This is a genomic window from Pseudomonas sp. GXM4, from assembly GCF_008923895.1.
GTDB lineage: Bacteria > Pseudomonadota > Gammaproteobacteria > Pseudomonadales > Pseudomonadaceae > Aquipseudomonas > Aquipseudomonas atacamensis.
Genome location: NZ_WBRZ01000005.1, coordinates 13,262 through 39,649, shown reverse-complemented (window position 1 = coordinate 39,649; position 26,388 = coordinate 13,262). Strand labels below are relative to the sequence as shown.

Here is a 26,388-nt window from a genome sequence, read left to right as displayed (position 1 = left end):
AAACAGCTTATAAATGAAGCGCTTGAAAAACAGGCGTCAATCATCCGCCTGTTCGTCTCCTCCAGCCCGGCTCATGCCGTACTTGCGCATCTTTTCGACCAGGGTGGTGCGACGGATGCGCAGACGTTCAGCGGCCCGTGCCACGATGCCATTGGCATCGTCCAGCGCTTGCTGAATCAGGCCCTGCTCCAGACCACCGAGGTAGTCCTTGAGATCGAGGCCTTCCGGCGGCAGCAGTGCACTGGCGCTGAAATCCGGCGTATGGCCGTTGATCGCCACGCGCTCTTCCAGATCGCTGCGCAGGCTGTCGACCATCTGCTCGTCTTCGTCGTCGACGTAGCGGAATTTCTTCGGCAACTCGACCACGCCGATCACCCCGTACGGGTGCATGATCGCCATGCGCTCGACCAGGTTGGCCAGCTCGCGGACGTTGCCCGGCCAGCCGTGACGGCACAGCGACATGATCGCCGCCGAGTTGAAACGGATCGAACCGCGCTTCTCGTGCTCCATGCGCGAGATCAGTTCGTTCATCAGCAGCGGGATGTCTTCGACGCGCTCACGCAGCGGCGCCATCTCGATCGGGAACACGTTCAGGCGATAGTAGAGGTCTTCGCGGAACGAGCCGATTTCGATCATGCTTTCGAGATTCTTGTGCGTTGCGGCAATGATGCGCACGTCGACGCTCTGGGTCTTGTTGCTGCCCACGCGCTCAAAGGTGCGCTCTTGCAACACGCGCAGCAGCTTGACCTGCATCGGCAGCGGCATATCGCCGATTTCGTCGAGGAACAGCGTGCCGCCGTTGGCCAGTTCAAAGCGCCCGGCACGGCTGGTGATCGCGCCAGTGAAAGCGCCCTTCTCGTGGCCGAACAGTTCGCTTTCCAGCAGCTCTGCAGGGATCGCCCCGCAGTTGACCGGCACGAATGGCGCGTCGCGGCGCTTGGAGTGATAGTGCAGGTTGCGCGCGACCACTTCCTTGCCGGTGCCGGACTCGCCGAGGATCAGCACGCTGGCGTCGGTGTCGGCCACTTGCTGCATCATCTGCCGGACGTGCTGAATCGCACGGCTGGTGCCGACGAGGCTGCGGAATAGATTGGGTTCGCGATGACGGCCGCGTTCGCGAGCCTGATCGTACATCTCGCGATAGACCTGGGCGCGGTGCAGCGAATCGAGCAATTTGCTGTAGCTGGGCGGCATTTCCAGGGTCGACAGGACGCGGCGACGCTGGTCTTCAGGCAGGTCAACGGAAGAATTATCGCCCATTAACAAAACCGGAAGGAACTCATCCCAGGTTGCGAGTGTCTTTAGCAAGCCCAAAAGCGCGCCAGGAGCATTGACGGTCCCGATCAGTACGCAAATGACTTCACGACTAGACGACAAAGAGCCGACAGCCTGCTGCCAGTCATGGCTGCCGCAGGGTAAATTTTCTTCGCCAAGAAAATTCAGAATCACCGCCAGGTCGCGGCGGCGGACGCTATCGTCATCGATCAGCAGAATTTTGGTTTCACGCCACATGCAATAGCAACTTCCCTAGTCAACTCAATGCCCGAAAAATAAGGCAAGCGAGACGCTTGCAGGACACCATGTGCCTGTAGACGCCCTAAACCTGATAATAGCCACTAGTTAAGTCAAAAAACCGTGCACAGTCAAATTTATGGCGCACATCTCTGGTTCAACTGACGGTTAATCAACCAAACAGATGGTAAACCTTTGCAGCCTTTTGCGCTTGGGTGATCTGCGACATCTCGTTGGCTATCGCCTGCCGCTCTCCCATGGCTACCTCAAGAAGCTCTTTGTAGACATGAAGCAGCTCCTCAAGGTTGTCGCGTAGCGCAACTTCATCCATCGAAGCTTCCGCCATGACGTCTTCCATGCAGGAACGGCAAGCCAGATCCAGCTCGCCGATGGCTTCCCAGTTTCGCTCGGCCAAGGCACCGACCAACGCTTCACGGGTATCGGTTATTCGCTGCAATACAAGACTCATGGTGATCTCCTTCAGAACTGCGGAGCCGGCACAGGCGCGATAGCGTCCCAGCCTTCTTTGACCGTTGTCAGCAGGCCGGCTACCTCATCAAGAATCTTCGGATCGCTCTTGACGTTGGCTTCAGCCAGCCGCTTCATCATGTAGATGTACAGCTGATTGAGCTCGCCTACTGAATCGGCGCTGTTTTCCAGATCCAGACCCTCACACAAGCCGCCAATGATGCCCACAGCCTTGCTGATCGCCGTGCATTTGGCCGGGATGTCCTTGCGCTCGATGGCGCCTTTGGCCTGAGCGATACGCTCCAGACCACCTTCCATCAGCATTTGCACCAGACGATGCGGGCTTGCTTCGGAAGTCTGTGCGTGAGCGCCGACTTTCTGGTACTGCCGAAGGGCTAACATTGGATTCATGTTCTACCTCATTGCCACAATGACTCGTATAAGCAGTGTATCGCCAACGAATCGCAGAACTTTAGATCAAAAGACAAAAACCCGGCACACGCCGATAAAGCGTAGCCGGGTTTTTGTCGTCCCTGCTCGTTACTTCGCAGATTGCTGAGCGTTCAGCGTGCTGAAGAACGACGTGATGTTGCTGGCTGTTGCTTTCATCTGGCCGACCAGCAAATCCATGGCGTTGTACTTGGCGGTCAACGTCTTCGTCAAGTTGGCGACACGCAAGTCCAAAGCCAATTGCTGATTGGTCAGGTTGCGCGTGTTCTTGTTCAGAATGGCCATACGCTGGTCGAGCAAGCCGGTACCCAGCTTGTCATCCGCCGGTGGCTTGAGGTACGGATCCACCGCCTTGCTCATGCGCGCCAACAGACCATTGGTGTCGTCAGTGCCGGTAAACAACTGTTGAACCTGACCGGTCATGCCTGGCTGGGCCATCGTTTTGTTGAACGCATTGGTGTCAAACGTCAGGTTACCGGTGTTGCGGTCGGTCATGACACCCAATTGCGACAGCACCGCCAAAGGACCACCGGCGCCTGGCGCAGTCAATTCCGCTCGAACATTGGCAAGCAGCGCGCGCGGCATGGCGTCGCCCGTGAACGCCGCCTGCACTGTCAGCTTGCCATCTGCGTCCGGCGTCGCCTTGGACAGCGTATCAATGGTGTTTTTCAGCGTGTTGAATGCATCGACAAACGCTTGAATCGATGTTTGCAGGCCCTTGGTGTTAGCGTCCACGCCGACAATAGTCGGAGTGGCAACACTGCCCGATACAGGGCTGACTGTCGTCAAGTTCAGCGTCAAGCCACTGATAGCACCGGTCACCGTGTTGCTCTTGCTGCTGACCTGCAAACCGTCAATGGTCAGCTGAGCGTTTTGTGCGACACCGTTGACCGCACCCGACGCCCCTGCTGCCGGACTTGCACCCATCGGCTTGGTGCCATCGATTTCCAGACCGGCAATGCCGCTGACGGTGAGGTCGGAGCCTTCACCAGTCTTGCTCGAGCTGATGACCAGGCGCGAAGCGCCAGTGCTGTCGGTCACGATGTTGGCGGAGATACCGTTGGCGCCCTGTGCCTTGTTGATCGCGTCGCGCGTGGTCTGCAAGGTGGAGTTCGCCGGAATATCGACGTTGTAATCAGTGCCATTCTGACTGATTTTCAGGGTACCACTCGGAATGGCACTGGCGGCACCGCCGGCGAAGGATGCGCTGGCGACTTTCGAACCCGTAGCCAGCTGACCGACAACGACGCTGTAACTGCCCGAAACCGCGGTGCTATCGGAAGTTGCGGTCAGCGTCGTGTTGTTCGCTGAAGCGGTGAAACCGGCGAACGCCGGGTTGGTTTTGTTGCCAAGATTGCTCATCGCTGTCTGGAAAGCGGTCAGCGCGCTTTTCAGCGACCCTACACCGGAAATCTTCAGCGTATTGGCTTTGGTCGCAGTGTCGATCTGCGTCTGCTTCGGCGCCTTGTCGGCATTGACCAAGGCAGTGACGATCGCACCGATGTCCAGGCCGGAACCCAGTCCGGAACCCGGTAGAATTGGACTTGCCATGTGCATCTCCCTTCAGATTGTTGCCATTCTTTTGACCGCTACAGGCGTCCTGAGAACGAACAAACACTATTCATGCCAGCTATCAGACTTTGGCGTCGAACAGCACGTGGCTTGCATTGGCGAGGCTGTCTGCCAGCTTGAGGGCTTCTGCGGAGGGAATCTGTCGCACGATCTCACCCGTCTCGCTTGCAATCACCTTGACGATGACTTTGCCGGAATGCTCGTCGATAGAGAATTCCAGATTGCGCTTGATCGATTGAACGAACTTCTCGATCTCCTGCACTGCCAATTTCAACTTGGTGTCGTCCGAATCCCGACTCTTGGCAGCGACCGGCGCTTGAGCCTTGGCCACCTCGGGCGTTTCCGACGGTTTTTCAGCAACCGACGTGACTGGCTTGGGAGCCGGATAAGACAGGTTAAGCTTGACGCTCATGTCCATGCTCATCACCTCCTAACGTAAAAAAGCGAGAGAGCACGACCAGCGCACTCCCCCGCTCAAACTCATTCCGAATTACTGAAGCAGCTTCAGTACAGCGGAAGGCAGTTGGTTGGCTTGAGCCAGAACCGAAGTGGAAGCTTGCTGCAGAGTTTGCTGCTTGGTCAGGTTAGCAGTTTCAGCGGCGAAGTCGGTGTCTTGTACACGACCCTGTGCAGCGGTGGTGTTCTCAACGATGTTCTGCAGGTTGGAGATGGTGCTGGTCAGACGGTTCTGCGAAGCACCCAGGCTGGCACGGGTATCACCGATCGCAGCGATAGCAGCGTCGATTGCAGTGATAGCAGCGTCAATGTTGGTGCCAGCAGTAGCAGCGTCAGTACCGGTCAGAGCCAGGGTAGCTTTGTCTACGGACAGGCTGACGGCGTCGAACTTGGAGCTCAGTACCAGGTCGATGTGGTTGGCAGTACCGGTGTTTGCGCCAACTTGCAGAGTCACAGTACCAGCCGAACCGTCCAGCAGGTTTTTGCCGTTCAGGTTGGTGGAAGCTGCGATACGGCTGATTTCGTCGGACATGTCGGCGAATTCAAGGTTGGTTGCTTTCTGGTCAGCAGTGCCGTTGGTGCCGGTACGTGCTTTAACAGCCAGCTCACGCATACGCTGCAGAATGTCGGTGGTAGCTTGCAGAGCGCCTTCAGCGGTCTGGGCAACGGAGATACCGTCGTTGGCGTTCTGGATAGCCTGGTTGCCACCACGGATTTGCGATTGCATGCGAGTGGAGATCTGCAGGCCAGCGGCGTCGTCTTTGGCGCTGTTGATTTTCAGGCCGGAAGACAGGCGCTGCATCGAGGTGGACAGAGCGTCGGAAGCGCGGTTCAGGTTTTTCTGAACGTTCAACGATGTGGTGTTGGTGTTTACTGTTAAAGCCATGACGAATTCCTCGTTGGTTGGGTACTGCGGCTTCCGGCCCTGGCAACCGCCGGGTATGGCCTAGAGAACCTTCGTAATAGTTATCGTCGGGTTTGCAGGTTGCTTGAGGGCTTTTTGAAAAAATTTTGCCATCACCACGCCACCCCCGAGAAAACAAAGACTTAGCAGCACATCCAGCGCGAAAAAATGACGTCATAAAACCGCCTGTAACGCAAAGCCGCGGGCCAGCGCTGCGCAGCGGTTCAGCGCCTGGCACTTTCCAGCAATTCGACCAGTTCGTATTCCATATAGTCAGCCAGGCCCAACCAGTCCTGGCGCTCCTGGGAATCGAGCATTTGCATGAGCACCTGCGCCCATTCCAGCTGCACCTTCTCCGCGACAGACGCCAGGCATAGTTGAGCCTGTTCGAATACATCGACCATCGTCAGCGCCGCCTCAACGTCACGCCCAAGGCGAAACAACGCCGCACACTGACGACACTGATCCTGACACTGACTCAGCGCCCTCATTGCACGAACTCCGGATTGAAAGCGGTCCCGGCAATCAATGCACCGGCGCGGCTGCTGTTGAGAAATTCGACCTTTGGATGCGCGGCGATATAACGCTCGAGCACACACAGATAACCGCGAAAATTCAGCTGAGTGCTGACGCGCTGACCGTGGCCATCGCGCACCCAGTGCCGCGCCTGGGCCAGCGGCGGGCCCAGATCGCCGTCGTCCCAACCGGCGTGGGTCTTGTTCATCGGGAAGGCGAAGTCGGCGCCAAACAGAGTGATTCGACTCGCGCCCATTTTTACCGCGAGATCCACCGCCGGATGGATCACGCTGCCGCCGACGTGCAGCTCGCCGCGTGGATACTGTTCTTTCAGCTCGGCATAGATCGGGCTGGCCGAATAGCCGCCATAGCGCTTGCCCTTCCATGCCTTCAATACCTGCGGGTCGCTCATCGGCAGGTACACCAGCGTAATGCTGTCAGACGTCTCGAAGGGCAGATGCCGAAACCCGATGCGCTGATCGATGCTCACCACCAGATCAGGCACGATGCCGTGTTCGCGCAACGGTCGATAAGCGGTATCAACACAGATGAACAACGGCCGCTCGGCACGCTGACGAATCGCCGCCAGCCGCTCGAAATGCTGCTCCAGCGTCGGGCCGGTGGCGATCACGTAGATTTCACGTCCAGCGCAACTGCCGAACAGCTGCGCGACATCGTCATCGCCAAGCAGCACCGGCAGACATTCCTGCAAGCGTTGCTGGATTTCTGGCGACTGCGGATCGAAATCGCGATTGTTGAATGTCAGGTGCACTTCATTGATCAGCCGGTCGCGGATCTTCGCGTTGAAGTCATCGGCCAATAACATCTCGGCGGGCAAGGCAAAGAATGGCGTGAAGAAGTCCGAATGATCACCCGCGTAAAACAGTTCGACCCGGGGATCCTGCAGCCACTGGCGCTGATCGAGCAGTTGCAGTACCAGCGCGAACAGCGCGCCGTTGAGGATATGCACGTACAGACGCTCCAGCCCCGTACGTTCAAGAAGCACGCCGGGCAAGTCGCCCAGGCCGGTGCCATAGACATGGAGTTGCGGTTTTTCCGGCAGGCTTGCCGCCTGAACCTGCGCCTCGTGCAGACGATCATGGCGACTGGTCAGCTGAATGCCGTCAACGCTCAGCGTCGAGCCCAGTCCTTGCACGAGTTCGGCCTGCACGCACGCGCTGTCTTCAGCCATCAGTCGCTCGAACAGCGCCGGCCAGCGCCGTTGCAACACCTCGGCATTGACTTGGAAAAACTCGCTCATGGCGCCTCGCGCTCCTTCTCGGGCAAAAAAATAGCGTTCAAGGTTAACCTTGAACGCTATTTTTGTATCAGTGGTTTTTGCTGCAGCTTACGGACGATAGATGATCGCCGAGCCCCACGACAGACCGACACCAAAACCGCTCAGCGCAACGCGCTGCCAGTCAGAGTCGAGGACGTGTTTTTCCAGCAGCAGCGGAATGCTCGACGACACGGTGTTGCCCGTCTCGACCATGTCCTTGATGAACTTCTCCGGTTCGCCTTCGAAGCGTCGCGCCACGGCGTCGACAATCGCCGCGCTGCCCTGGTGAATGCAGAATGCGTCGATGTCATCGGCCTTGAGATTGGAATCGTCGAGCAACTCGTGCAAGTGCGCCGGGACTTTCAGCAGAGCGAAGTTGAAGACCTGACGACCATTCATGAAGAACACGCCGTTGCTGACTTTCAGGTGCGGTGCGCCGGAACCGTCAGTGCCGAACTTGGCCTTGCCCAGCGCCCAGGTCGGGTTTTCGCCCATCCAGGTAGCGGTGGCGGCATCGCCGAACAGCATGGTGGTGTTGCGGTCTTCAGGGTCGACGATTTTCGAATACGGGTCAGCGGTAATCAGGAGGCCGTTCTTCAGGCCGGCGGCTTCCATGAAGCCCTTGATCGCGTAGATACCATATACATAACCGGAGCAGCCCAAGGAGATATCGAACGCTGCGACATTGGTCGGCAGGCCGAGCTTGTCCTGGACGATTGCTGCTGTGTGCGGCAGGCCTTCTTCATCACCGTTCTGGGTGACGACAATCAACGCGTCGATCGATTCACGCTTCAGTTCAGGATTGCTGGCAAACAGCGCATTGGCCGCTTCCACGCACAGATCGGAAGTTTCCTGCTCAGCGTCTTTGCGCGGCAGGAACGCCGAACCGATCTTGCCAAGGATGAACTCTTCATCCTTTTCGAATTTTGCACCTTGTGCGTAATTGTCCACGCCGGCTACAGGAACGTAGCTCGCAATGCTTTTTATGCCAATCATTACGGCTTCCCAATAAAAAACAGCCCAAAACCACCGCTCGCAAGGATTCGAGGGGCGCCGACAAACAGAAAACGGCCGCCACGACGGGCAGCCACGGGAAGCGCAAAGGGCTATCACTGGAACCGCAAAACGGGCCAGGCGCCATCTCCCCGGTCAATACAATACAGTGAAGATGCGCGTTATGACTCGCAGGTCACGCTATTTTGCCGAATCGATGGCAGATTGGCCTATTCGACCAGCGACCAGTCCAGCGGCGTACCGCGCTTGATCGCGGTGCGCGCACGGCGTCCGAGGACGGCTTCGGTGTGCTTGGGCGGCAGACCGAGGCCGGGACGAATGGCGCGCAGATTGTCCCCGGTAAAGGCTTCACCGGCAGCCATGTCAGCGGTGACATACAGCGAGCGGCGATAGACCAGCGACTTGCGCTCGGCCTCGGTCGGACCGTACTGAACACGCCCCATCGCCTGCCAGGCACGCTCGGTTTCGACGACCAGACTGGCCAGCTCCGCAGGCTCCAGGGAGAAACTCGCGTCCACGCCACCGGCGGAACGATCGAGGGTGAAATGCTTCTCCACCACCGTCGCCCCCAGCGCCACCGCCGCCACCGACACGCCAACGCCCATCGAATGATCTGACAGCCCCACCTCGCAACCAAACAGCTCGCGCAGATGCGGGATCGTGCGCACATTGCTGTTGAGTGGCGTGGCCGGATAAGTGCTGGTGCACTTGAGCAACACCAGATCCTTGCACCCGGCCTCGCGGGCGGCACGCACGGTTTCATCCAGTTCGGCGATGCTGGCCATGCCGGTGGAGATGATCAGCGGTTTGCCCGTAGCCGCCACACGGCGGATCAGCGGCAGATCGGTGTTTTCGAAACTGGCGATCTTGTACGCCGGCACTTCAAGGCTTTCGAGAAAATCCACCGCGCTGTCATCGAACGGCGTCGAGAATGCGAGCATCCCCAACTCCTTGGCCCGAGCAAAAATCGGCGCGTGCCACTCCCACGGTGTGTGGGCTTTTTCGTAGAGATCGTAGAGCGACGTGCCGGCCCACAGACTGCCCGGATCCTTGATGAAGAATTCACCTTCAGCCAAATCCAGGGTCATGGTTTCGGCGGTGTAGGTTTGCAGCTTCAAGGCATGCGCCCCGGCCTTGGCCGCCGCCTCGACGATTTGCAGAGCGACGGCGAGGGACTGGTTATGGTTGCCGCTCATCTCGGCAATGATGAACGGCGGCGCATCGGCACCGATGGTGTGGTGGCCAATCTTGAAACTAGACATGCGGGTGATCCTTCAAAACACGGCTGAACGCGCAGGTTTCCTGGATGAACCCGGCGTCGCGAAAGACTTTCAATGAGGACTGATTGGCCGGCATGACCCGGGCAGTGATGCGTGTCAGTTGCGGCCAGTGCGCAGCGACAAACGCTTCGCCACGGCTGAGCACTGCCCTGCCCCAACCGAGGCCGAAACGCCCTTCCAGCAGATAAATCGACACTTCGGCTTCGAACCCGCGCAAGTCGTAACGCAGCACCCCGACCGGGCCGTCGTCCGCCTCGGCGATCAACAGCAACCGTTGCGGATTGCGCAGGGTCGCTGTCAGCCAGTTCAGATGCTGAGTCCAATCGATCACACCGGTTTCCAGCGACCAGCGCCGTACCGCTTCAGCATTGCGCCCATCGAACAGCAACTGCGCATCGTCCAGCGTCGCCGGGCGCAGTTTCAGCACCGCGCCGGCTAGCGCCGCCGCCACGCGTTCGGCACCGCGTCCGTCGACCAGTTGCCGCGAACGCTCGGCGAGGCTGCGGCGCAAAAAATGATTGTTCACGACGAAGCCGACCGCATCACGCAACTGCTCGACGCTGACCTGCTCGCGGGCGCCCATGAACACATGCGCACCGGCAGCGGCCATGACTTCGCCGTTGGCCTGCTGATTGTTCGCCACGGCGATGCAGATCGTCGGCAAACCCAGCGCCGCGCGCTCCCAACTGGTGCCTCCGCCAGCGCCGATAAACAGATCGGCCTCAGTCATGCGCTGATGGAAATCGCTAACGAAACTGTGCAGGCGCCAGTTCGGTCGCGTCTCGGCCAACGCTTGCATCTGCGTCCACGCCGGGTTGTCGGCGCCAGCGACGAAGTCCACCTGCAACTCAGTGAAATCAGCCAGCGCCAGCATCGCATGATGAGTCTGTCTCGCCGCGTCGAAACCGCCGAAATTCACCAGCACACGCCGGGCCTTCGGTTTGATCTCGATGGCATCGCAGTTGAATTCTTCGCGCAACATGGCGTAGCGCGGGCCGAGCAAGGTGCGACAGCCTGGGGGGAGCAGCTGCGCGTAGTTTTCGCTAAGACCGGACAGGTTCTGATTGAGCAGCAGATCGACGCTGTAACGCCGCGTGGCCAGATCATCCACGGCGGCGATTCGATGCGCCCAGCGCCGGGCCGCGGTTTGCCAGTGATGATCGAGGCCGTAATGGTCGACGATGATCCAGTCGAACGGTGCCTGCCCATCCAGCAGCAGGCCCAGTGCATCAATATCGAACTGCCACGGCAACATCGATTCGATGGCCTGCAGCGGGTCTTCGTCGCGATAGCGCTCGGGCAGCGCGAAGGTCTCGAAGCCCTCGGCATTCAGGGCATCCAGTCGATGCCCCGGCAAACGCCGACAGGCGAATGCGACATGACTGCCCTGCCCGCGCAGCACCCGCGCCAGGGTCAGGCAACGGGCGATGTGGCCGCTGCCGATGGTTGGCGACGCGTCGGCGCGGATCAGCACTCTCATTGCAGTTCTCCGCCGGCTCTGAGTGCGGCGTACAGATATTCGGCGCGCTGCCAGTCTTCGGGCGTGTCGATGTCCTGGACCAGATGACGCGGCAGGATCATCGGCAGGCTCGCTGGCGAGAACAGCGTCTCGCCACGCAACCACGCTTCGCTGCGCCCCCAGTAAAACTGCCCGGCATCCTGAAATGCTTCGGGCAGATCCTGCGAACGGGTCGTACGAAATTCGGGGTACAAAGACGTCAACGCGCCCTCCTCGTCGAGGGTCAGTGCGCGCTGCACCGGGAAGCCGAAGCCGCACACCGAAAAGGCAAACGACTTGTGCGGATGCTGCTTGAGCAAATCCAGACCCTGACGCAGATAACGCGCCTGCAACAACGGTGCAGTCGCGTATACACAACAGGCGTAATCGAACGTCGGCAATTGCTGCAAGGCATGCACGATCACCGCAGCGGTACCGGTGAAATCATCGGCCAGATCGGCCGGTCGCATGAATGGCACTTCAGCGCCATGTGCTCGTGCGACGTCGGCGATTTCGTCATCGTCGGTGCTGACCACAACGCTCTCGAACAGCCCTGACTCCAGCGCCGTGCGAATCGAGCGGACGATCATCGGCACGCCGTCGAACGGTTTGAGATTCTTGCGCGGGATGCGCTTGCTGCCACCACGGGCGGGGATGATCGCGACGCAGCTCACGGTGCCTTACTCCTCCAGTAGCAGCCGACGCAGTTGCTCGACCACCTGATCCTGTTGTGCTTCGCTGAGCAAAGGGAACAGCGGCAAGCTGATCGCCTCGGCGTAATAGCGCTCGGCCTCGGGAAAGTCGCCCTCGGCAAAACCCAGCTCGCGATAGTACGGCTGCAGATGCACAGGAATATAGTGCAGATTCACGCCGATACCGGCGGCACGCAAAGCTTCAAACACCTGACGATGACTGAGGTTGCAGCGCTCGACCTGCACGCGCACCACATACAGGTGCCACGCCGATTCGGCCTCCGGTTGCGCGCTCGGCAAGGTCAGCGGCAGGTAGGCGAGGAGTTGATCGTAACGTGCGGCCAGTTCCCGGCGACGTGCAACAAACTCATCCAGTTTGGCCAGTTGCGACAGGCCCAGCGCCGCTTGCAGATCGGTGATCCGATAGTTGAAGCCCAGCTCGACTTGCTGGTAATACCAAGGCCCGTGGCTGGGCTCGGTCATGTGCTCGGCTTCGCGGGTCATGCCATGGCTGCGCAGGCGTCGCAGACGTTCGGCCAGCACCGGGCGATTGGTCAGGACCATGCCGCCTTCGGCGCTGGTGATGATTTTCACCGGGTGAAAACTGAACACCGTCATTGCCGCAAATTCGCCGCAACCGACCGGGCGGCCGGCGTAGCTCGCCCCCACCGCGTGCGAGGCGTCTTCGATCACAGTGAAGTTGTAGCGCACCGCCAGATCGGCGATCTTGCGCATATCGCAGCTCTGCCCGGAGAACGCGACGGCGACGAGGACTTTGGGCAACGTGCCGTCGCGCTCGGCCTGTTCGAGCTTCGCTTCAAGGGCAAAGGCATCGAGGTTCCAGGTCAGCGGATCGATGTCGACGAAATCAACATCAGCGCCGCAATAACGCCCGCAATTGGCCGAAGCCAGAAACGTATTCGGCGAGGTCCACAAGCGATCGCCCGGCCCCAGGTCAGCGGCCAGACAAGCAATGTGCAGCGCCGCCGTGGCATTGCACACCGCCACGGAAAAATCGGCCTGACAGCGCTCGGCCATGGCCTGCTCGAAGCGTTCGATGGTCGGCCCTTGAGTCAGCCAGTCCGATTGCAGCACCTCGACCACCGCATCGATGTCCGCCTGATCAAGGCTCTGCCGACCGTAAGGAATCATACCGACAGCTTCGCGTGCAGATCGGCGATCTGCCCCACTGAAAGGAAATGCGGGTTGGTGTCCGAGCGATACTCGAAATCCTCGTCCACTGCACGGCCACGTTCACCGAGTTTATCGACCGCGAAATCGACGTCGACGCTGGTAAAACGAATCGACGGCTGAATCGTGTAATGGTCGTCAAACTCAAGGGTCATGCGCGCATCGTCCAGCGGCACCATCAGTTCGTGCAGCTTCTCACCGGGACGAATGCCGACGTTCTTGTGTGGCAGATGCTCGGCCATGCCGCGCGCCAGATCGACGATGCGGATCGACGGGATCTTCGGCACGAACACTTCGCCGCCATGCATGCGGGCGAAGCTGTCGAGGACGAACTGCACGCCGTGGTCGAGGGTGATCCAGAACCGCGTCATGCGCTCGTCGGTGATCGGCAATTCTTGCGCGCCGTCAGCGATCAGCTTGCTGAAGAACGGCACTACCGAGCCGCGCGAACCGGCGACATTGCCGTAGCGTACTACGGCGAATCGGGTCTGCTGCTCGCCGGCAATGTTGTTGGCGGCGACGAACAATTTGTCCGAGAGCAACTTGGTCGCGCCGTACAGATTGATTGGGCTGGCGGCCTTGTCGGTGGACAGCGCCACGACTTTTTTCACACCGTTGTCGATGGCGGCGGCGATGATGTTCTCCGCGCCGTTGACGTTGGTGCGAATGCATTCGGTCGGGTTGTACTCCGCCGCCGGCACCTGCTTCAACGCGGCGGCATGCACTACGTAATCGATGCCGCGCATGGCCTGACGCAAGCGCTCGGCGTCACGCACGTCGCCGATGAAATAACGCATGCACGGTGCATTGAAGGTCTGCTGCATTTCGTATTGCTTGAGCTCGTCGCGGGAGAACACCACCACGCGCTTGGGCTGGTATTGCTCGAGCAAGCGGCGAATGAAGTTGCGCCCGAACGAGCCGGTGCCGCCGGAGATGAAAATCGATTGTCCGTTGAACATGTTGTAGTTCCTGTCGGCCTGCTCAGGCGAGCAACTGCGCCCAATTGATCGAGGCGTTTTCGCCCAGAGTGAAACCTTTGCCGCTCAGGGCCAGGTTGGCGTTGTACGCCGGATCCTGGGCAAAGGCGTCGGGCCATTTTTCACGCAATGCCGCCAATGCCACTGCCGCCTGTGGCAGCTCGCCGGTGTGCAGCACCTGCACCAGTGGCGTCCACACGGTGAGGTAACCGGCCTGACCGGCCTTCAGGCACAGATCGACATCGGCATAGCCGTCAGCGAAGGTCGCTTCGTCGAGGCCGCAAAGGGCATTGAACAGCTCTTTGCCAACCATCAGGCACACCCTGGAGACGGCCGAATAATTCTGCTCGACAACCAGCCGCTGCATGTAGCCCACGGCCTTGTGTTGCTCGCCGATGAAAGGCGAACCCACGCCTTCGTTCAGACCAAGAATCAGACCGGCATTGGCGACTTTGCCATCGCGATCGACGAGTTTGGCGCCGACGATGCCGACTTCAGGACGCTGGGCATGGTTGAGCAGCGAATCGATCCAGTTCGGGTTGACCACTTCGCTGTCCGCGGCCAGCAGCACCAGGTATTCACCTTGCGCCTGCTCACTGGCGGCGTTGAACAAGCCGACTTCGCTCAGCGGCTGGTCGGCGCGCAGGACATTGACCTTGGCATGGCGCAGCGTTCCCAGCCAGTCGTTGACCGCTGCCGACTGGTTGGCGTTGGCGGCCAACAGCACTTCGTAGCGGCTGTAACGGGTGCGCAGCAGCACGCCTTCCACGCAGCGACGCAGTGCAGGCAGATCATCAATGACCGGCACAATGATCGACACCAGCGGCTGTTCGGTATGGCGATAATCGATCTGCCACGTGCCCGGCGTGGTCGATGTAACTTTGGCTTTGTAACCGCGATTGCCCAAATGACGCAGCAGCGCCAGGCGTTCATGGGTGTTTTCTTCCAGAGGCGCCTGCTCGGTGATCAGCAGCGGCTCGTCGAGGTGCGCCAGACCGTCGAGGCCGCCCTGTTCGATGATGCGCAGCAACAGATCGAATTCCAGCGCTTTGCTGAAGTCGGCCTGATAGCCACCCGCTTCAAGCAACACTTCGCGACGGATCAGCCAGTGCCGCGCCATCAGCGATGGCACGCTTTGCAGCAGATCAAGGTTGAAACCAGGGCGGAACACGTCGACCAGTGCTCCTTCGGCAGTGCGCTGAATTTCATCCGTCGCCACCGCGCGAATGCCGCTGGCCGACATCAGTTCCAGACCCGCGCGGGCAAGGCCGGCCGGAGTGAATTCATCACCCACGTTCGCCAGCAACAACCAGTCGCAAGGCGACTGCGCAGCGCTCTGGTTGAGCTTGTCGACAAGATTGCCCGGCGTAACCCGAACAAAATGCAAGGTGTTTTGCGCGGTAGTCGCGGTCTGCGGCTCACCCGTGGTGAAGACTACAATCTTGAAAGCTTTGCTGATCCCTTCGACAAGGCTGTCGAGCGTGATTTGCAGCTTCTCGACACTGTCATCCAGGTCAAGCAGGAAAATACCGAATTGCGGGCCGCCGTTGCTGGCGGCCAGACGCGCAGCAATTGACCCAGCCTGTTCGGCGTCAGGCTTGCGCGCCGCCAGCCAATCGAGCAAACGCCCCGAGCGCATCTTGCGGAAGAGCGGGTAGTGATCAAGGTTCGACACGGCTTCAAGACGCGCGTCCCACTCGAGCATTTCCTGTGCAGGCACTTCCTCGCCAACCAGCTGAAGTTGCTCGGCCAGACGCTTGACCACGTGACGGTTGAACGCGTTGCTGTCATGAGCTTGCCACAGCCGGTCGGTGACACTTTCAGGGGTGTCGTTATTACGCGCCTGCAGCAGATACTCCTGCCGGGTCCAGACGCCTTCAAGCTTTTCAAGCTGAATACGCCCGGCGGGCATCGCATGCAGGAGGAATTCGAACTGGGTCAGCAAGTCGAAGAAGTGCTGGTTGTAAAACGGCATCTCGACGTATTGCCGTGGGCCGAATTTGCGTTCAGGTGCCTTGGTGAAGTTGTTCCAGGTCGACTCGAAAATCAGCTCGGTCGTCAACGCACGCCCAGAGACCAGACTGTCGGTCATGGCCTCGAAGCTTTTCAGGGCAAATGCCTTGCGCTGCGCCTGATCGATATCGGTGATGGCGGTCGGCAAGGACGCAAGGAATTCGGCGAAGGCTTCCCGTTCGGCCACCGACTTGGCATCGGTGTAGGACAGTGCGTGATAGACCTCGGTGTTGTGGTCAGAGAAGCCGATGTTGATCTCGCGCACGACATACGGAATCGGCAGGATCCGCGCCTTGGCGTTTGCCAACAGATAATAGGTGTGGCCGATTTCCTGCCATTCGAAGCTGGTTCCCGCCGGCAACGCGGCGTACCAGTCCTGAACGATCGAAGTACGGCACACGCCATAAAACGGCGGTACGTACTGGTGCATGAAATCGAGGACACGATCCTCGGCGCGCTCGGATGCGTAGTCTTCACAGACTTTCTTGTCGCGACGGTAATAACTGACGCTGCCCGCCAGTGCCAGGTACATCAGGCAATAGCCGTGGCACAGCCCGTAGTCGCGGTTCGCTTCGAGGAAGTTGACCGATTCGGCCAGCGACTCATGCAGTATGAAGTCGTCGTCGGCGGCAAACACCATGTACGGCGTGGTCAACTGCGCAACGCCGTAAGTCAGTTTGGCCTGCATGCCCCAGTAGGCAAATTGCGGCAGGTGCTGATAATCGACCGCCGAAAAATCGCCTTCCGGGCGCTCGGGGGAAGAATCCAGCACCAGCACCTTGCAAGGCAGGCTGCTGTAGTACTGCAGCGCTCGGCGCAAAAAAGCCGGGCGGTTGTGGGTGATCAGTACCACTGTCAGCAACTCGCTCAATGGCAGCGTGTTTTCAGAACCGTACTTGCCTTGCATAACTTCTCCTGCCGCGATCAAACCGTGCGAAAACGCTGTAATGAAAAAACTGTCAACGAACCCGACGCAGATAACCGTCCGAAGCAACGGTGATCAGCAACTTGTCCTGCATCTGCTGATCGATCTCAAAATCAGCGTTTTCCTTGAGATAAGCCCACACCGCAGTCTTCGGGTTGTCACCCGGGCCCCACGGACGATCCGGGAAAGCATCGGCCGGCATGTCCTCGACGACGGTGTCCATGACCACGCAATAGCTGTCCACCGACACCAATGGTGCGTAGAGACGCAACTCTTCCAGGACGTGTTCGTGGGTATGGTTGGAGTCGAGCACCACGATGACTTTCTTGCTGGCAGCCGCCTGCCGCACCTGCTCGGCCACCGCCGGGTCGAGGCTGGAACCTTCGATCATGCTGATGCGCTTGATCATCGGATGACTTTCGATGGCCTCACGGTTGTGCGCGCGGATATCGCGATCAATGCCGAGCACTTCGCCATGGCCCTGCAGCTCCAGCAACGAAGCGTAGTAAATGATCGAACCGCCATGAGCGATACCGCACTCGATGACCAGGTCCGGTTTTATCCGCCAGATCAGTTCCTGCATCGCCATCATGTCTTGCGGCAATTGAATGATCGGGCGACCCATCCACGAAAAGTGATAGGTGTACTTGTGCTTGGCCGACTCGTTATAGAACTGCTGGGCCAGCGCCTTGAGTTCCTGGTTCTGGCCTTGGGCAACCACTTCAGCCTGGCACTCTGCTTCGAAGGCTTTGATCAGGTTATCGCTCATTGTTGGTCTCACTGAAAATTCATTGGGTTTGCACATGGCCAAAAGGCCTTCGCGGCAGGCGCATCAGTCGCTGCGCTGCGCCTCGAGTAATTTTTGTAACCGCTCCACCACAGCCCAGAACGCCATGGGCTCGTGGGTCGGATAGGGATAGTGGCCGAGGTTCAAATCCAGCGTTGCGCCACGCTCGCGCAAGCGCTGTTCGACCAGCGCACGCACCGACACCGGTTGACCGCTGGCACAGTTGACTACGCCAGCGAAATCGCGCTGATGGAGGATCGCGGCGAGGTGACTCGCGGCAATTTCAATTGCGAGGAAATCGCGCAACTGCTCACCGGCCGACATGTTGAAGGTCGGCTCACCGCTATCGATTGCCCGGTCCAGCGCGGCCAACAGGCTGTTTGGGTTCTGCCCTGCGCCGTGCAAATAGAACAAGCGCGCCCATTGCAGGGTGAACGGTTGCTCCTGCTGCAAATTCTGCAGAAACAGGTGCAGCGTATGTTTGGCCAGACCGTACGGATTGCTCGGCCGTGTCTCGGTTGACTCGCTGAGCGGGCCGCTCTGCATGCCGTATTCGAAGCAGGTGCCGGTCACCAGCACCTGCTGCACGCCCGCCTCGACCGCGCTTTTGATAAAGCGGTAATCGGCCATCAGGTTGTGCTCGAAATGAAACAGCGCCCGATAGTTCGGCAGCCCCGGCCAGGCCAGATGCACGAGTGCGTCGATGCCTTCGGTCAGCGCGACGACATTCAGATCGGCAGCGTGAATATCCGCGCTGACGAACTCGACGTCCTCGATCCACGGCATGCTTCGCGCCGTTTCGGCATTGCGCGCCACCGCGCGAACTTCACAGCCGCGCGCAAGCAATGCGGCAACCAGATGCCGACCGACAAAGCCCGTGGCGCCAGTGACCAGAACTTTCACAGCACTTTCAACTCAGGCACGGCGATGACGAAGCGCCCGTCCCACTGACGCACCTGCGCCAGTTGCTGACTGACTTCGTGCAGCAGGTTCCAGGGCAGCACCAGCACGTAGTCCGGTTGCTCAATGTCGATCTGCGCTGGCGCAACAATCGGGATGCGACTGCCCGGCAAGAACTTGCCCTGTTTGTGCGGGTTGGCATCGGCCACCCAGGACAGCAGATCCGCTTTGACTCCGGCGTAGTTGAGCAAGGTATTGCCCTTGGCCGCCGCGCCGTAACCGACCACACGTTTGCCGTCGGCTTTGGCCTGCAACAGGAAGCGCAGCAGGTCATGTTTGATGCGTTCGGCAGCAGGCGCGAGGGTCGCGTAGTACTCAGGGGTTTTTACCCCGGCAGCGAGTTCGGCCTGCAATTGTTGCTGAACTGCCGGGAGAACAGCGCGGCGCTGGCCGTCCTTGCGCTGCACGAATACGCGCAGCGAGCCGCCGTGAGTGCTCAACTGGCTGACGTCGAACACTTCCAGGCCATTGCGCTCGCACAGGGTCTGCACGGCGGTCAGCGACAGGTAGGAATAATGTTCGTGATACAGCGTGTCGAACTGCGCGCCGGCCATCAGCGTCAGCAGTTGCGGAAACTCGAAGGTGGCGACGCCGGTCGGCTTGAGCAACGTCGCGAAGCCGGCGAGGAAATCGTTGATGTCCGGCACATGCGCGAGCACGTTGTTGGCCGCCATCAGGTCGGCGCTCCAGCCTTCGCTGCGCAATTGCGTGGCGGTGTCGCGGCCGAAGAACAGCTCGCGAATCTCCAGGCCTTTTTCCCGTGCAGCCTGTGCGGTGCTGCGAGTCGGCTCGACGCCCAGACACGGGATGCCGCGCGCGGCGACGTATTGCAGCAGGTAACCGTCGTTGGCGGCGACCTCGACGACACGGCTGTCGGCGTTCAGCCCGAAGCGCTCGCTCATCTCGGCGACATAGCGCTCGGCGTGATTCAGCCAAGTACTGGAGAACGAACTGAAGTAGGCGTACTCGGCATCAAACAGGCTGTCGGCACTGGTGTAATCCTCGGTCTGCACCAGCCAGCATTGCTCGCACACCGCGACTTTGAGCGGGACCCATTGCTCGGCCTGCTCCAGGCGATCGGCATGCACGTAGGCGTTGGACGGCGGCGAAGTGCCGAGGTCGATCAGCGGCAGGCTCAGCGGTGCGGCGCACCCACGGCAATTCATAGACGCACTCCAGCAAAGTGTTGATCAAGCGCGGGATGGCTGGAGTCACGCGCTGACAAATTATTGACAGGCAACGGCCAGGCAATCGCCAGCCGCGGATCAGTCACCGACAAGCCGCCCTCGTGCTCCGGCGCGTAATCGGCGCTGTGCAGATAGAGCAATTCGGCGTCCTCGGTAAGCGTCTGAAAGCCATGAGCGAAACCTGCCGGAATCAACAGGCTGCGGCCATCGCCCGCCTTCAAGTGCTCGGCATGCCAGTGCAGAAACGTCTCCGACCCCGGGCGCAGATCCACCGCAACATCCCAGACTTCACCGCGCAGGCACGTGATCAGTTTGGCTTCCGGGGCGTTGGCATTCTGGTAATGCAGGCCACGCACACTGCCCTTCTCGCGGGTGCAGGAATGGTTGATCTGACGGATGTGGAAAGCGCTGCCGAACGCACTCAGGCTGCCCTCGCAGAACAACCGGGCAAAGTGCCCGCGCTGATCTTCGAAGCGCTTGTGCTGAACGCAGAACAGACCGGCCAGCGGCAACGCTTGCAGGGAAAACTCGCTCACATCGCGCCTCGGTAAAGTTTCAATTGGCCCAGAGTTACGGCGCGCATGTCATCGCCGTTCTGCCACGCCAGATGCCAATCGAGGGTCTGCGCCAGGCACGCCTGCAACGACCAGCGCGGCTTCCATCCAAGCACCTGCCGCGCGCGGCTGCTGTCCAGCCGCAGCAGACCGGCTTCGTGCAGTTCACTCGGTTCGATACGCAGACCACGGGCCTGCGGCCAACGGTTGGCGAGCAGTTCGACCACTTCACCGACGCTGCACATGTCGGCCTCACCGGGACCGAAGTTCCACGCGCCGGCGTATTCCGGGCCGTGTTCGTAGAGCGCGGCAGCCAGTTGCAGATATCCGGCCAGCGGTTCCAGCGCGTGCTGCCACGGGCGCACCGCTTGCGGGTAACGCAGGGTCACTGGCTCGTCGGCGGTCCATGCTTTCAACACGTCGGGAATCAGTCTCTCTGGCGCAAAATCACCACCGCCCAGCACGTTGCCGGCGCGTGCCGTCGCCAGGGCCAAACCATGTTCGGCATGTTTGTCCGCCGGGAAGAACGACGCGGCGTAGGACTGCGCGAGCAATTCGCAGCAGGCCTTGCTGCTGCTGTAAGGATCGTGGCCACCAAGGGCTTCGTCTTCGCGGTACGGCCACAGCCATTCCTTGTTGGCGTAGACCTTGTCGGTGGTCACCAGCACACAGGCGCGCACGCCGCCGACCTGACGAATCGCTTCGAGCAGGTTCAGCGTACCCATGACATTGCTTGAATAGGTGCCAAGCGGATCGCGATAGCCCTCGCGCACCAACGGCTGCGCCGCCAGATGCAGGACGATTTCAGGCTCGGTCTCGGCGATGATTTCCAGCAAGGCGCCGAGGTCACGCAGATCGCCGCGTTGATCATTGATGCCTTCGTGCACGCGCGCCAGTTCGAACAGGCTCGGTTCGGTCGATGGATCCAGAGAAAAACCGCTGACTTGCGCACCAAGGCTTTGCAGCCACAGGGTCAGCCAACTGCCTTTGAATCCAGTGTGTCCGGTGACCAGGACGCGTTTGCCACGCCAGAACTCCGCACTCAGGCCCATTGCTTCCATGGGGCCTCCCCGCTCTGCCACAGCGCTTCGAGATGGTTCTTGTCACGCAGGGTGTCCATGGGTTGCCAGAAACCGTCGTGTTCAAACGCTTTCAGTTGCTCCTCGCGGGCCAGACGCGCCAATGGCTCGGCTTCCCAAGTGGTTTCATCGCCAGCGATGTAGGGCAAGACTTTCGGCGACAGAACGAAGAAGCCGCCATTGATCCAGCCGCCGTCGCCCCGGGGTTTTTCAGTGAAGCCAAGGACCTGATCGCCTTGACGCTCAAGTGCACCGTAGCGCCCCGGTGGCTGCACGGCGGTGACGGTGGCCAAACGGCCATGGCCCTTGTGGTAATCGACCAACTGACGGATGTTCAGATCAGAAACGCCGTCGCCGTAGGTGAAGCAGAACGCTTCGTCATCCTGCAGATAACGGCCGGCACGCAACAGGCGTCCACCGGTCATGGTCTCCTCGCCGGTATCGATGAGGGTCACGCTCCACGGCTCGCTGTAGTTCTGGTGCACATCCATGCGGTTCTCGCGCATGTTGAAGGTGACGTCGGAGGTGTGCAGGAAATAGTTGGCGAAGAAGTCCTTGATCGCGTAGCCCTTGTAGCCCAGGCAGATGACGAAGTCGTGGATCCCATGGGCGGAATACTGCTTCATGATGTGCCAGAGAATTGGCTTGCCGCCGATCTCGATCATCGGCTTGGGCTTGAGGTGCGACTCTTCGCTGATGCGCGTGCCAAGGCCACCCGCCAAAATTACTGCCTTCATCGTCTCCCCTCTTGTTCTTCACCGGGCTGCGCATGGCCTTGTTGAGCGTTGCGGGCCTTCTGGCTAAACCTTCCGCCACTTCAGGCGCAGCGAAATGACCGCGAGCGCTCGTTTTATGGCGATTTGAGGGGGACTTGCAGGAAACGCGCCAGCTCAGAGTCGGGTTTTGGGAGATGAGCTGATCGGGGTTGCCTCGAGAGATGGCAGAGGTTTTTGTTTGGGGGCATATCCGTTGCTGGGGGTGTTGCCGCTGGCGGTTTCGCTCTTCCAGCGATTCCATTTTCCAACGCCGGAGTGCTTTTGATCCAGCGGCGACGTCGGAAGGCTGAGTGGAGGGATTGATCCGGGCGTGGGAGCGCAGCGACCGTCTGGCGCAGCCAGACACAGCGGAAGGAGGTGCAGCGAAGCAAACCGTAGCCGCTGCGCCCGGATCAGTCCCGGAGCGAAGGAACCCGAGCCTGCGAGGGCCGAACGTAGGAGCAAGCGTTTTTGCTTACTTTTTTTGGGCTCGGGGCTTGTACAAAAGTAAGTCGCCGTCAGGCGAAACCGCCAGCAGCCGCTACCGAAGCAACGGATTTTCACCCAAACGGCCCAAAGCCTGGTCGGCCCAAAGGCCGCCAAGGCCCCAAAAAAAAGGCGACCCAAAAGGGTCGCCGATCTGAAAGATCAATCCGCCAACCAGCCATATTCCCAATGCCGCAAATTATCACCACGCAGGACATAGTCACGCAGTACCACCTCACGCAATTCGTCGCCCATGCGATAGCTCGCATCCGGATCAGCCAGATGCATGCGGATAGCCTGCAGCCACTCATCGGTCGTATTGGTCTTGATCCGCGTGCACGGCAGGTAACCTCGGTACGCCTCGGTGTCCGTACAAATGACCGGGTAGCCGCAAGCGCCGTATTCCAGCAGACGCAAATTGCTCTTGCAGTCGTTGAAGATATGAAACTCCAGCGGCGCCAGAGCCAAGTCGAGATTAAGGCTGGCCAGTTTCGCCGGGTATGCGTCAAGGGCGATGACGCCATGGAATTCGTGCATATACGGGCGCAAGTCATCCGGGCACATGCCAAAAAACACCCAGTCAACCTCGTCAGCCAGTTCGCGCACGACATCAGCAATCACCGCCAGGTCACCATGGTGACTGGTGCCGCCACCCCAGCCCACACGCGGTTTTTTTGAAGTACGGCGCTGGCTGCGCAGGTTGCTCCAGAACTCTTTTGCCAACATGTTAGGCACCACACGGATATCGTGATGCATGTCTGACAAGGCATTGGCCAACGGCTCGGTCGAGACCACGACGCGATCACACAAGCCGATCCCCCGGCGCACGATCCGCTCCATCTCATGCTTGTCCGGCATGTTGCGAATATGGGCATTGCGATGAGGCACATCGATGACGTAGTCGTCGAGTTCATAGATGCGTCGGGCCTGGAAGTAGTTGCGCAGCAGCGGAATTTCATTGACCGGTGCTTCGGTGTAACGCCCTTGCAGAATGATCACATCCGGTGCCAACCGCTCGATTTCGACGATCGGCGGCAGGTTTACGCTGTAGCGGATCTGCCCTTGCACCCTGCCCGCCGCCTCAAGCTCGATCAGCGGTTGCGTGACACGATAATGACCGATAGCCGATGCATTGATCGGCAGACCCAGGATCTTCGGCAAGGTGCTGTGGCTGAAGGGCGTCCAGCCCGCGCGCAGCCCTGGCTCGAGGGTGAAACTGGAACCGGTATGCTTGTACAACGCCAGATTGGGATTGTAGGCCGGATCCCGCGCAATGAACGGCAGCCACCGTTTGTAGAATGTTTCTTCCTGCTGGCTGTGCGAGGTGGTTTCTTCATTGTTGACCGTCTCGATCGGCTGCGCACCAAGCGCCAGGGTCGCGTAGGGTGTCCACACCACGAGATACCCCTGACGGGCCACGCGCATGGCCAGGTCGACCTCATGCAGCGTGCGCGGCAGCTCCTGCTCGTCCAGGCCGTCAGCCGCTTCGTATACGGACTTGCGCACCATCAGGCAATCGGCGCCGACGGCGCTCAGGTTCTGCACCGCCTGCAAGCGGAACATGTACCCGGACGATTGCATCGCCTGTCCGTAGAACGGCAGACCGGCAGCGCCCTGCAAACCGAGCACCAGTCCCGCATGCAGCACATGGCCGTCGGGGTTGAAGAGTTTCGCCCCGACGATACCGACTTCCGGACGCTGGGCGTGGTTAAGCAACTCATCCAGCCAGTCACTCTGTGTGATCACGGTATAGGGGTTGAGTAACAGCACGTATTCGCCCTTCGCCTGGCCAACGGCAAAATTGCGCAATGCGGCGAGGTTACCCAGGCGCGGGTAACTCAGCACCCGCACGCGCTCGCTGCCCAGTTGCGCCATACCGTCCAGCCAGGCGCGCGCCTCGGCTGTCTCGCTGGCGTTGTCGACCAGCAACAGTTCGTACTCGCTGTAGACGGTTTTTTCCAACAGGCTTTCGACGCAGCGTTGCAAGGCAGCGACCTGGTCGCGGGTGGAAATGATGATCGACACCAACGGGCGACGCGCATGGCGGTAATCGACCCGATTGAGCAGCTCGACGCTGCCGCGGCGCAGATCATGGGCAATTCCCAGGCGATCGAGATGTGCCGACAACAATCGCGGATTGGTTTGCTTCACGGCTGGCAAAGACAACCATTGGCTCAGGTCGAATGACGACTCGATGGCAATTTCGGCCAGATGGCCCACCACCTGAGTGCCCTGATCTTCAACCATGCGCCAGAGCATGTCGTGAGGCGCCAGCTCTGTGAACGTCGAATCGAAACCGCCCATCGCGAGAAAAGCCGCACGCCGAAACGCCAGTGCACGACCGACGTAAGGGAAGGTGCGCATCAGGTCCAGGTTGAAGTCGGGCTTGAAGGCCGGCTCCATCGACTCACCCGCACGCAAGCTGCCTTCATCGCTGTAGACACAATCCAAATCACTATTGAAGGCAATGCGTTCCGCCATCATCAACAAGGCCGGGGCCACCAGACGATCACCGGCGCGCAGCAAGTAGAACCAGTCGGCGCCTTCGAGCTGCGGCAGCAACTGATTGATCTGTTGCAGATAGTCTTCCTGCAACGGCAGATGGAACACCCGTTCATGCAGAACCGGCTCAGCGCAATCGCTCGACAGCACCAGTGTCAGTTCCGGCGCATAGATCTGTGCGGCGAGACTTTCCAGGGTTCGCTCCAGCGCCGCAGGGCTGCCTTGCTCATCAATCACAATGGGCACAAAACGCGGTGTGGAAGGCCACTCGGCCAAAGTGTCGGGCAGCAACCGACGCTGCACGTCACTGAGCGTGCGACACTCCAGCCACTGCGCATAAAGCTCGGAAAAACTTTGGCTTTCGCCGCCCACTTGCCATTTCTGGGCACTCTGCTTGGTGCCGAGCGTTCGGCTCAGCGGCAACTCCTCCCAGACTCTCGGTGAGTCATCGGCCTTGGGCATGGGGACATAACGCACCCATCCCGGCGCAGGCGCCGACTCACCGCTGCGAGCCTTGAGCATTTGCAACAGCCATTGCCGTTCGACCTCAAGCGCGTCCTTCATCGCTTGCTGAGAGCTGAGACGATCGGGATAGAGGCGTTCGACGCTCAAGACATGATTGGAGACCATTGCATTGCCGCGCCGCAGCAGACAAACGAACAGGGCAAAATCGAGGCTTGCGACAAAACAATGGCCCGGCTGTGTCAACGCTGGCAGTAGTTCGGCCACGTCAGCACGGCGGAACAGTGCATTACTGAACCCACCGAGAATGTTCGCTGGAAACGATTCGAAGAGCGCCAGCAGGTCATCACCCTTGAACAACCCGCTGATCGGCGACAGCGGCGTGTTCTCCAGCCGGGATGGCAGGACCATGTCATCGGCGTCCCAGAACAGACGCTGAGCCAGCACCAGATTGACTTCGTCGCGATGAGCCAGCACGTCGGCCTGGCGCTCGATGCAACTGGTGAACAACTGATCGTCATCACACAAAAACTTGATGAACTCGCCCTGGGCCTGAACCAGGCAGGCCTGCAGGTTGCCAACCATGCCCAAAGTGCGCGGATTACGCACATAGCGCACGGCAACGCCGCTCTGCTCACTCAGCGCTACAACAATCGTCTCTATTTCAGCGCCACGACTGTCATCGCACACGATGATTTCAAGATTGCCGTAGCCCTGACTGATAGCGCTGCGCAGCGCCCGCTCGAAGAAGCGCGGATTGAAGGCAGGAATCACAAGGCTGACAAGGGGGAGAGAATTCACGGTGGACTCGCAGGCGGCGCGAACCCGACCGGAACAGCGAGCCCTCAAACCGCGAAAAAAAGACTATA

General features: G+C 59.8%; 22 protein-coding genes. All 22 read right to left on the bottom strand.

Annotation, left to right across the window (positions count from 1 at the left end):
- Window positions 1-36: 36 nt before the first annotated feature.
- Window positions 37-1,512 carry a sigma-54 dependent transcriptional regulator gene (locus F8N49_RS01915; RefSeq protein ID WP_016771084.1) on the bottom strand — a complete coding sequence of 492 codons (1,476 nt, stop codon included), beginning with the start codon at window positions 1,510-1,512 and terminating at the stop codon, window positions 37-39.
- 172 nt (window positions 1,513-1,684) lie between these two features.
- On the bottom strand, window positions 1,685-1,981 hold the full coding sequence (locus tag F8N49_RS01910; protein WP_071171436.1) for a flagellar protein FliT: 297 nt from the start codon (window positions 1,979-1,981) through the stop codon (window positions 1,685-1,687).
- 11 nt (window positions 1,982-1,992) lie between these two features.
- Window positions 1,993-2,391 carry a flagellar export chaperone FliS gene (gene fliS, locus F8N49_RS01905; protein ID WP_071171435.1) on the bottom strand — a complete coding sequence of 133 codons (399 nt, stop codon included), beginning with the start codon at window positions 2,389-2,391 and terminating at the stop codon, window positions 1,993-1,995.
- A gap of 129 nt (window positions 2,392-2,520) precedes the next feature.
- Window positions 2,521-3,981: a flagellar filament capping protein FliD gene (gene fliD / locus F8N49_RS01900; RefSeq protein ID WP_071171434.1), complete on the bottom strand. Its 1,461-nt coding sequence runs from the start codon at window positions 3,979-3,981 to the stop codon at window positions 2,521-2,523.
- Window positions 3,982-4,063: 82 nt separating this feature from the next.
- Window positions 4,064-4,420, bottom strand: coding sequence for a flagellar protein FlaG (locus tag F8N49_RS01895; RefSeq protein WP_071171433.1), 357 nt, complete (start codon window positions 4,418-4,420; stop codon window positions 4,064-4,066).
- 72 nt (window positions 4,421-4,492) lie between these two features.
- Window positions 4,493-5,344, bottom strand: a complete 852-nt coding sequence (locus F8N49_RS01890; RefSeq protein WP_071171432.1) for a flagellin domain-containing protein — start codon at window positions 5,342-5,344, stop codon at window positions 4,493-4,495.
- Between the two features lie 242 nt (window positions 5,345-5,586).
- Window positions 5,587-5,853: a hypothetical protein gene (locus F8N49_RS01885; RefSeq protein WP_071171431.1), complete on the bottom strand. Its 267-nt coding sequence runs from the start codon at window positions 5,851-5,853 to the stop codon at window positions 5,587-5,589.
- Window positions 5,850-7,139 (bottom strand): motility associated factor glycosyltransferase family protein, encoded by a 1,290-nt coding sequence (locus tag F8N49_RS01880; protein ID WP_151550684.1) that lies wholly within the window; start codon window positions 7,137-7,139, stop codon window positions 5,850-5,852. The genes F8N49_RS01885 and F8N49_RS01880 overlap by 4 nt, the downstream gene beginning before the upstream one ends.
- An 87-nt stretch (window positions 7,140-7,226) precedes the next feature.
- Entirely contained in the window at window positions 7,227-8,153 is a 927-nt protein-coding gene (locus tag F8N49_RS01875; protein ID WP_016771093.1) for a ketoacyl-ACP synthase III, read from the bottom strand.
- Between the two features lie 227 nt (window positions 8,154-8,380).
- Window positions 8,381-9,433, bottom strand: coding sequence for a pseudaminic acid synthase (gene pseI / locus F8N49_RS01870; protein ID WP_122602236.1), 1,053 nt, complete (start codon window positions 9,431-9,433; stop codon window positions 8,381-8,383).
- Window positions 9,426-10,931 (bottom strand): UDP-2,4-diacetamido-2,4,6-trideoxy-beta-L-altropyranose hydrolase, encoded by a 1,506-nt coding sequence (pseG, locus tag F8N49_RS01865; protein WP_151550683.1) that lies wholly within the window; start codon window positions 10,929-10,931, stop codon window positions 9,426-9,428. The genes pseI and pseG overlap by 8 nt, the downstream gene beginning before the upstream one ends.
- Entirely contained in the window at window positions 10,928-11,623 is a 696-nt protein-coding gene (pseF, locus tag F8N49_RS01860; RefSeq protein ID WP_151550682.1) for a pseudaminic acid cytidylyltransferase, read from the bottom strand. The genes pseG and pseF overlap by 4 nt, the downstream gene beginning before the upstream one ends.
- A 6-nt stretch (window positions 11,624-11,629) precedes the next feature.
- Window positions 11,630-12,793, bottom strand: coding sequence for a UDP-4-amino-4,6-dideoxy-N-acetyl-beta-L-altrosamine transaminase (gene pseC / locus F8N49_RS01855; RefSeq protein ID WP_151550681.1), 1,164 nt, complete (start codon window positions 12,791-12,793; stop codon window positions 11,630-11,632).
- Window positions 12,790-13,791 carry a UDP-N-acetylglucosamine 4,6-dehydratase (inverting) gene (pseB, locus tag F8N49_RS01850; RefSeq protein WP_110645058.1) on the bottom strand — a complete coding sequence of 334 codons (1,002 nt, stop codon included), beginning with the start codon at window positions 13,789-13,791 and terminating at the stop codon, window positions 12,790-12,792. Before pseB ends, pseC begins: the two co-directional genes overlap by 4 nt.
- A 22-nt stretch (window positions 13,792-13,813) precedes the next feature.
- Window positions 13,814-16,729 (bottom strand): TIGR00180 family glycosyltransferase, encoded by a 2,916-nt coding sequence (locus tag F8N49_RS01845; RefSeq protein WP_151550680.1) that lies wholly within the window; start codon window positions 16,727-16,729, stop codon window positions 13,814-13,816.
- Window positions 16,730-16,781: 52 nt separating this feature from the next.
- The gene (locus F8N49_RS01840) at window positions 16,782-17,516 is read right to left on the bottom strand and encodes a cephalosporin hydroxylase family protein (RefSeq protein WP_122698914.1); all 735 of its coding nucleotides are present in this window, start codon (window positions 17,514-17,516) and stop codon (window positions 16,782-16,784) included.
- Between the two features lie 63 nt (window positions 17,517-17,579).
- Window positions 17,580-18,437, bottom strand: coding sequence for an NAD(P)-dependent oxidoreductase (locus F8N49_RS01835; protein ID WP_151550679.1), 858 nt, complete (start codon window positions 18,435-18,437; stop codon window positions 17,580-17,582).
- Window positions 18,434-19,660, bottom strand: a complete 1,227-nt coding sequence (locus F8N49_RS01830) for a class I SAM-dependent methyltransferase (RefSeq protein ID WP_122752069.1) — start codon at window positions 19,658-19,660, stop codon at window positions 18,434-18,436. Before F8N49_RS01830 ends, F8N49_RS01835 begins: the two co-directional genes overlap by 4 nt.
- The gene (locus tag F8N49_RS01825; protein ID WP_071171420.1) at window positions 19,657-20,217 is read right to left on the bottom strand and encodes a dTDP-4-dehydrorhamnose 3,5-epimerase family protein; all 561 of its coding nucleotides are present in this window, start codon (window positions 20,215-20,217) and stop codon (window positions 19,657-19,659) included. Before F8N49_RS01825 ends, F8N49_RS01830 begins: the two co-directional genes overlap by 4 nt.
- Complete coding sequence (rfbG, locus tag F8N49_RS01820) at window positions 20,214-21,296, bottom strand: CDP-glucose 4,6-dehydratase (RefSeq protein WP_151550678.1); 1,083 nt, start codon at window positions 21,294-21,296, stop codon at window positions 20,214-20,216. Before rfbG ends, F8N49_RS01825 begins: the two co-directional genes overlap by 4 nt.
- Window positions 21,278-22,051, bottom strand: coding sequence for a glucose-1-phosphate cytidylyltransferase (gene rfbF / locus F8N49_RS01815; RefSeq protein ID WP_071171418.1), 774 nt, complete (start codon window positions 22,049-22,051; stop codon window positions 21,278-21,280). Before rfbF ends, rfbG begins: the two co-directional genes overlap by 19 nt.
- Before the next feature lie 666 nt (window positions 22,052-22,717).
- Window positions 22,718-26,320: a glycosyltransferase gene (locus tag F8N49_RS01810; RefSeq protein WP_071171417.1), complete on the bottom strand. Its 3,603-nt coding sequence runs from the start codon at window positions 26,318-26,320 to the stop codon at window positions 22,718-22,720.
- Between the last annotated feature and the right edge of the window lie 68 nt (window positions 26,321-26,388).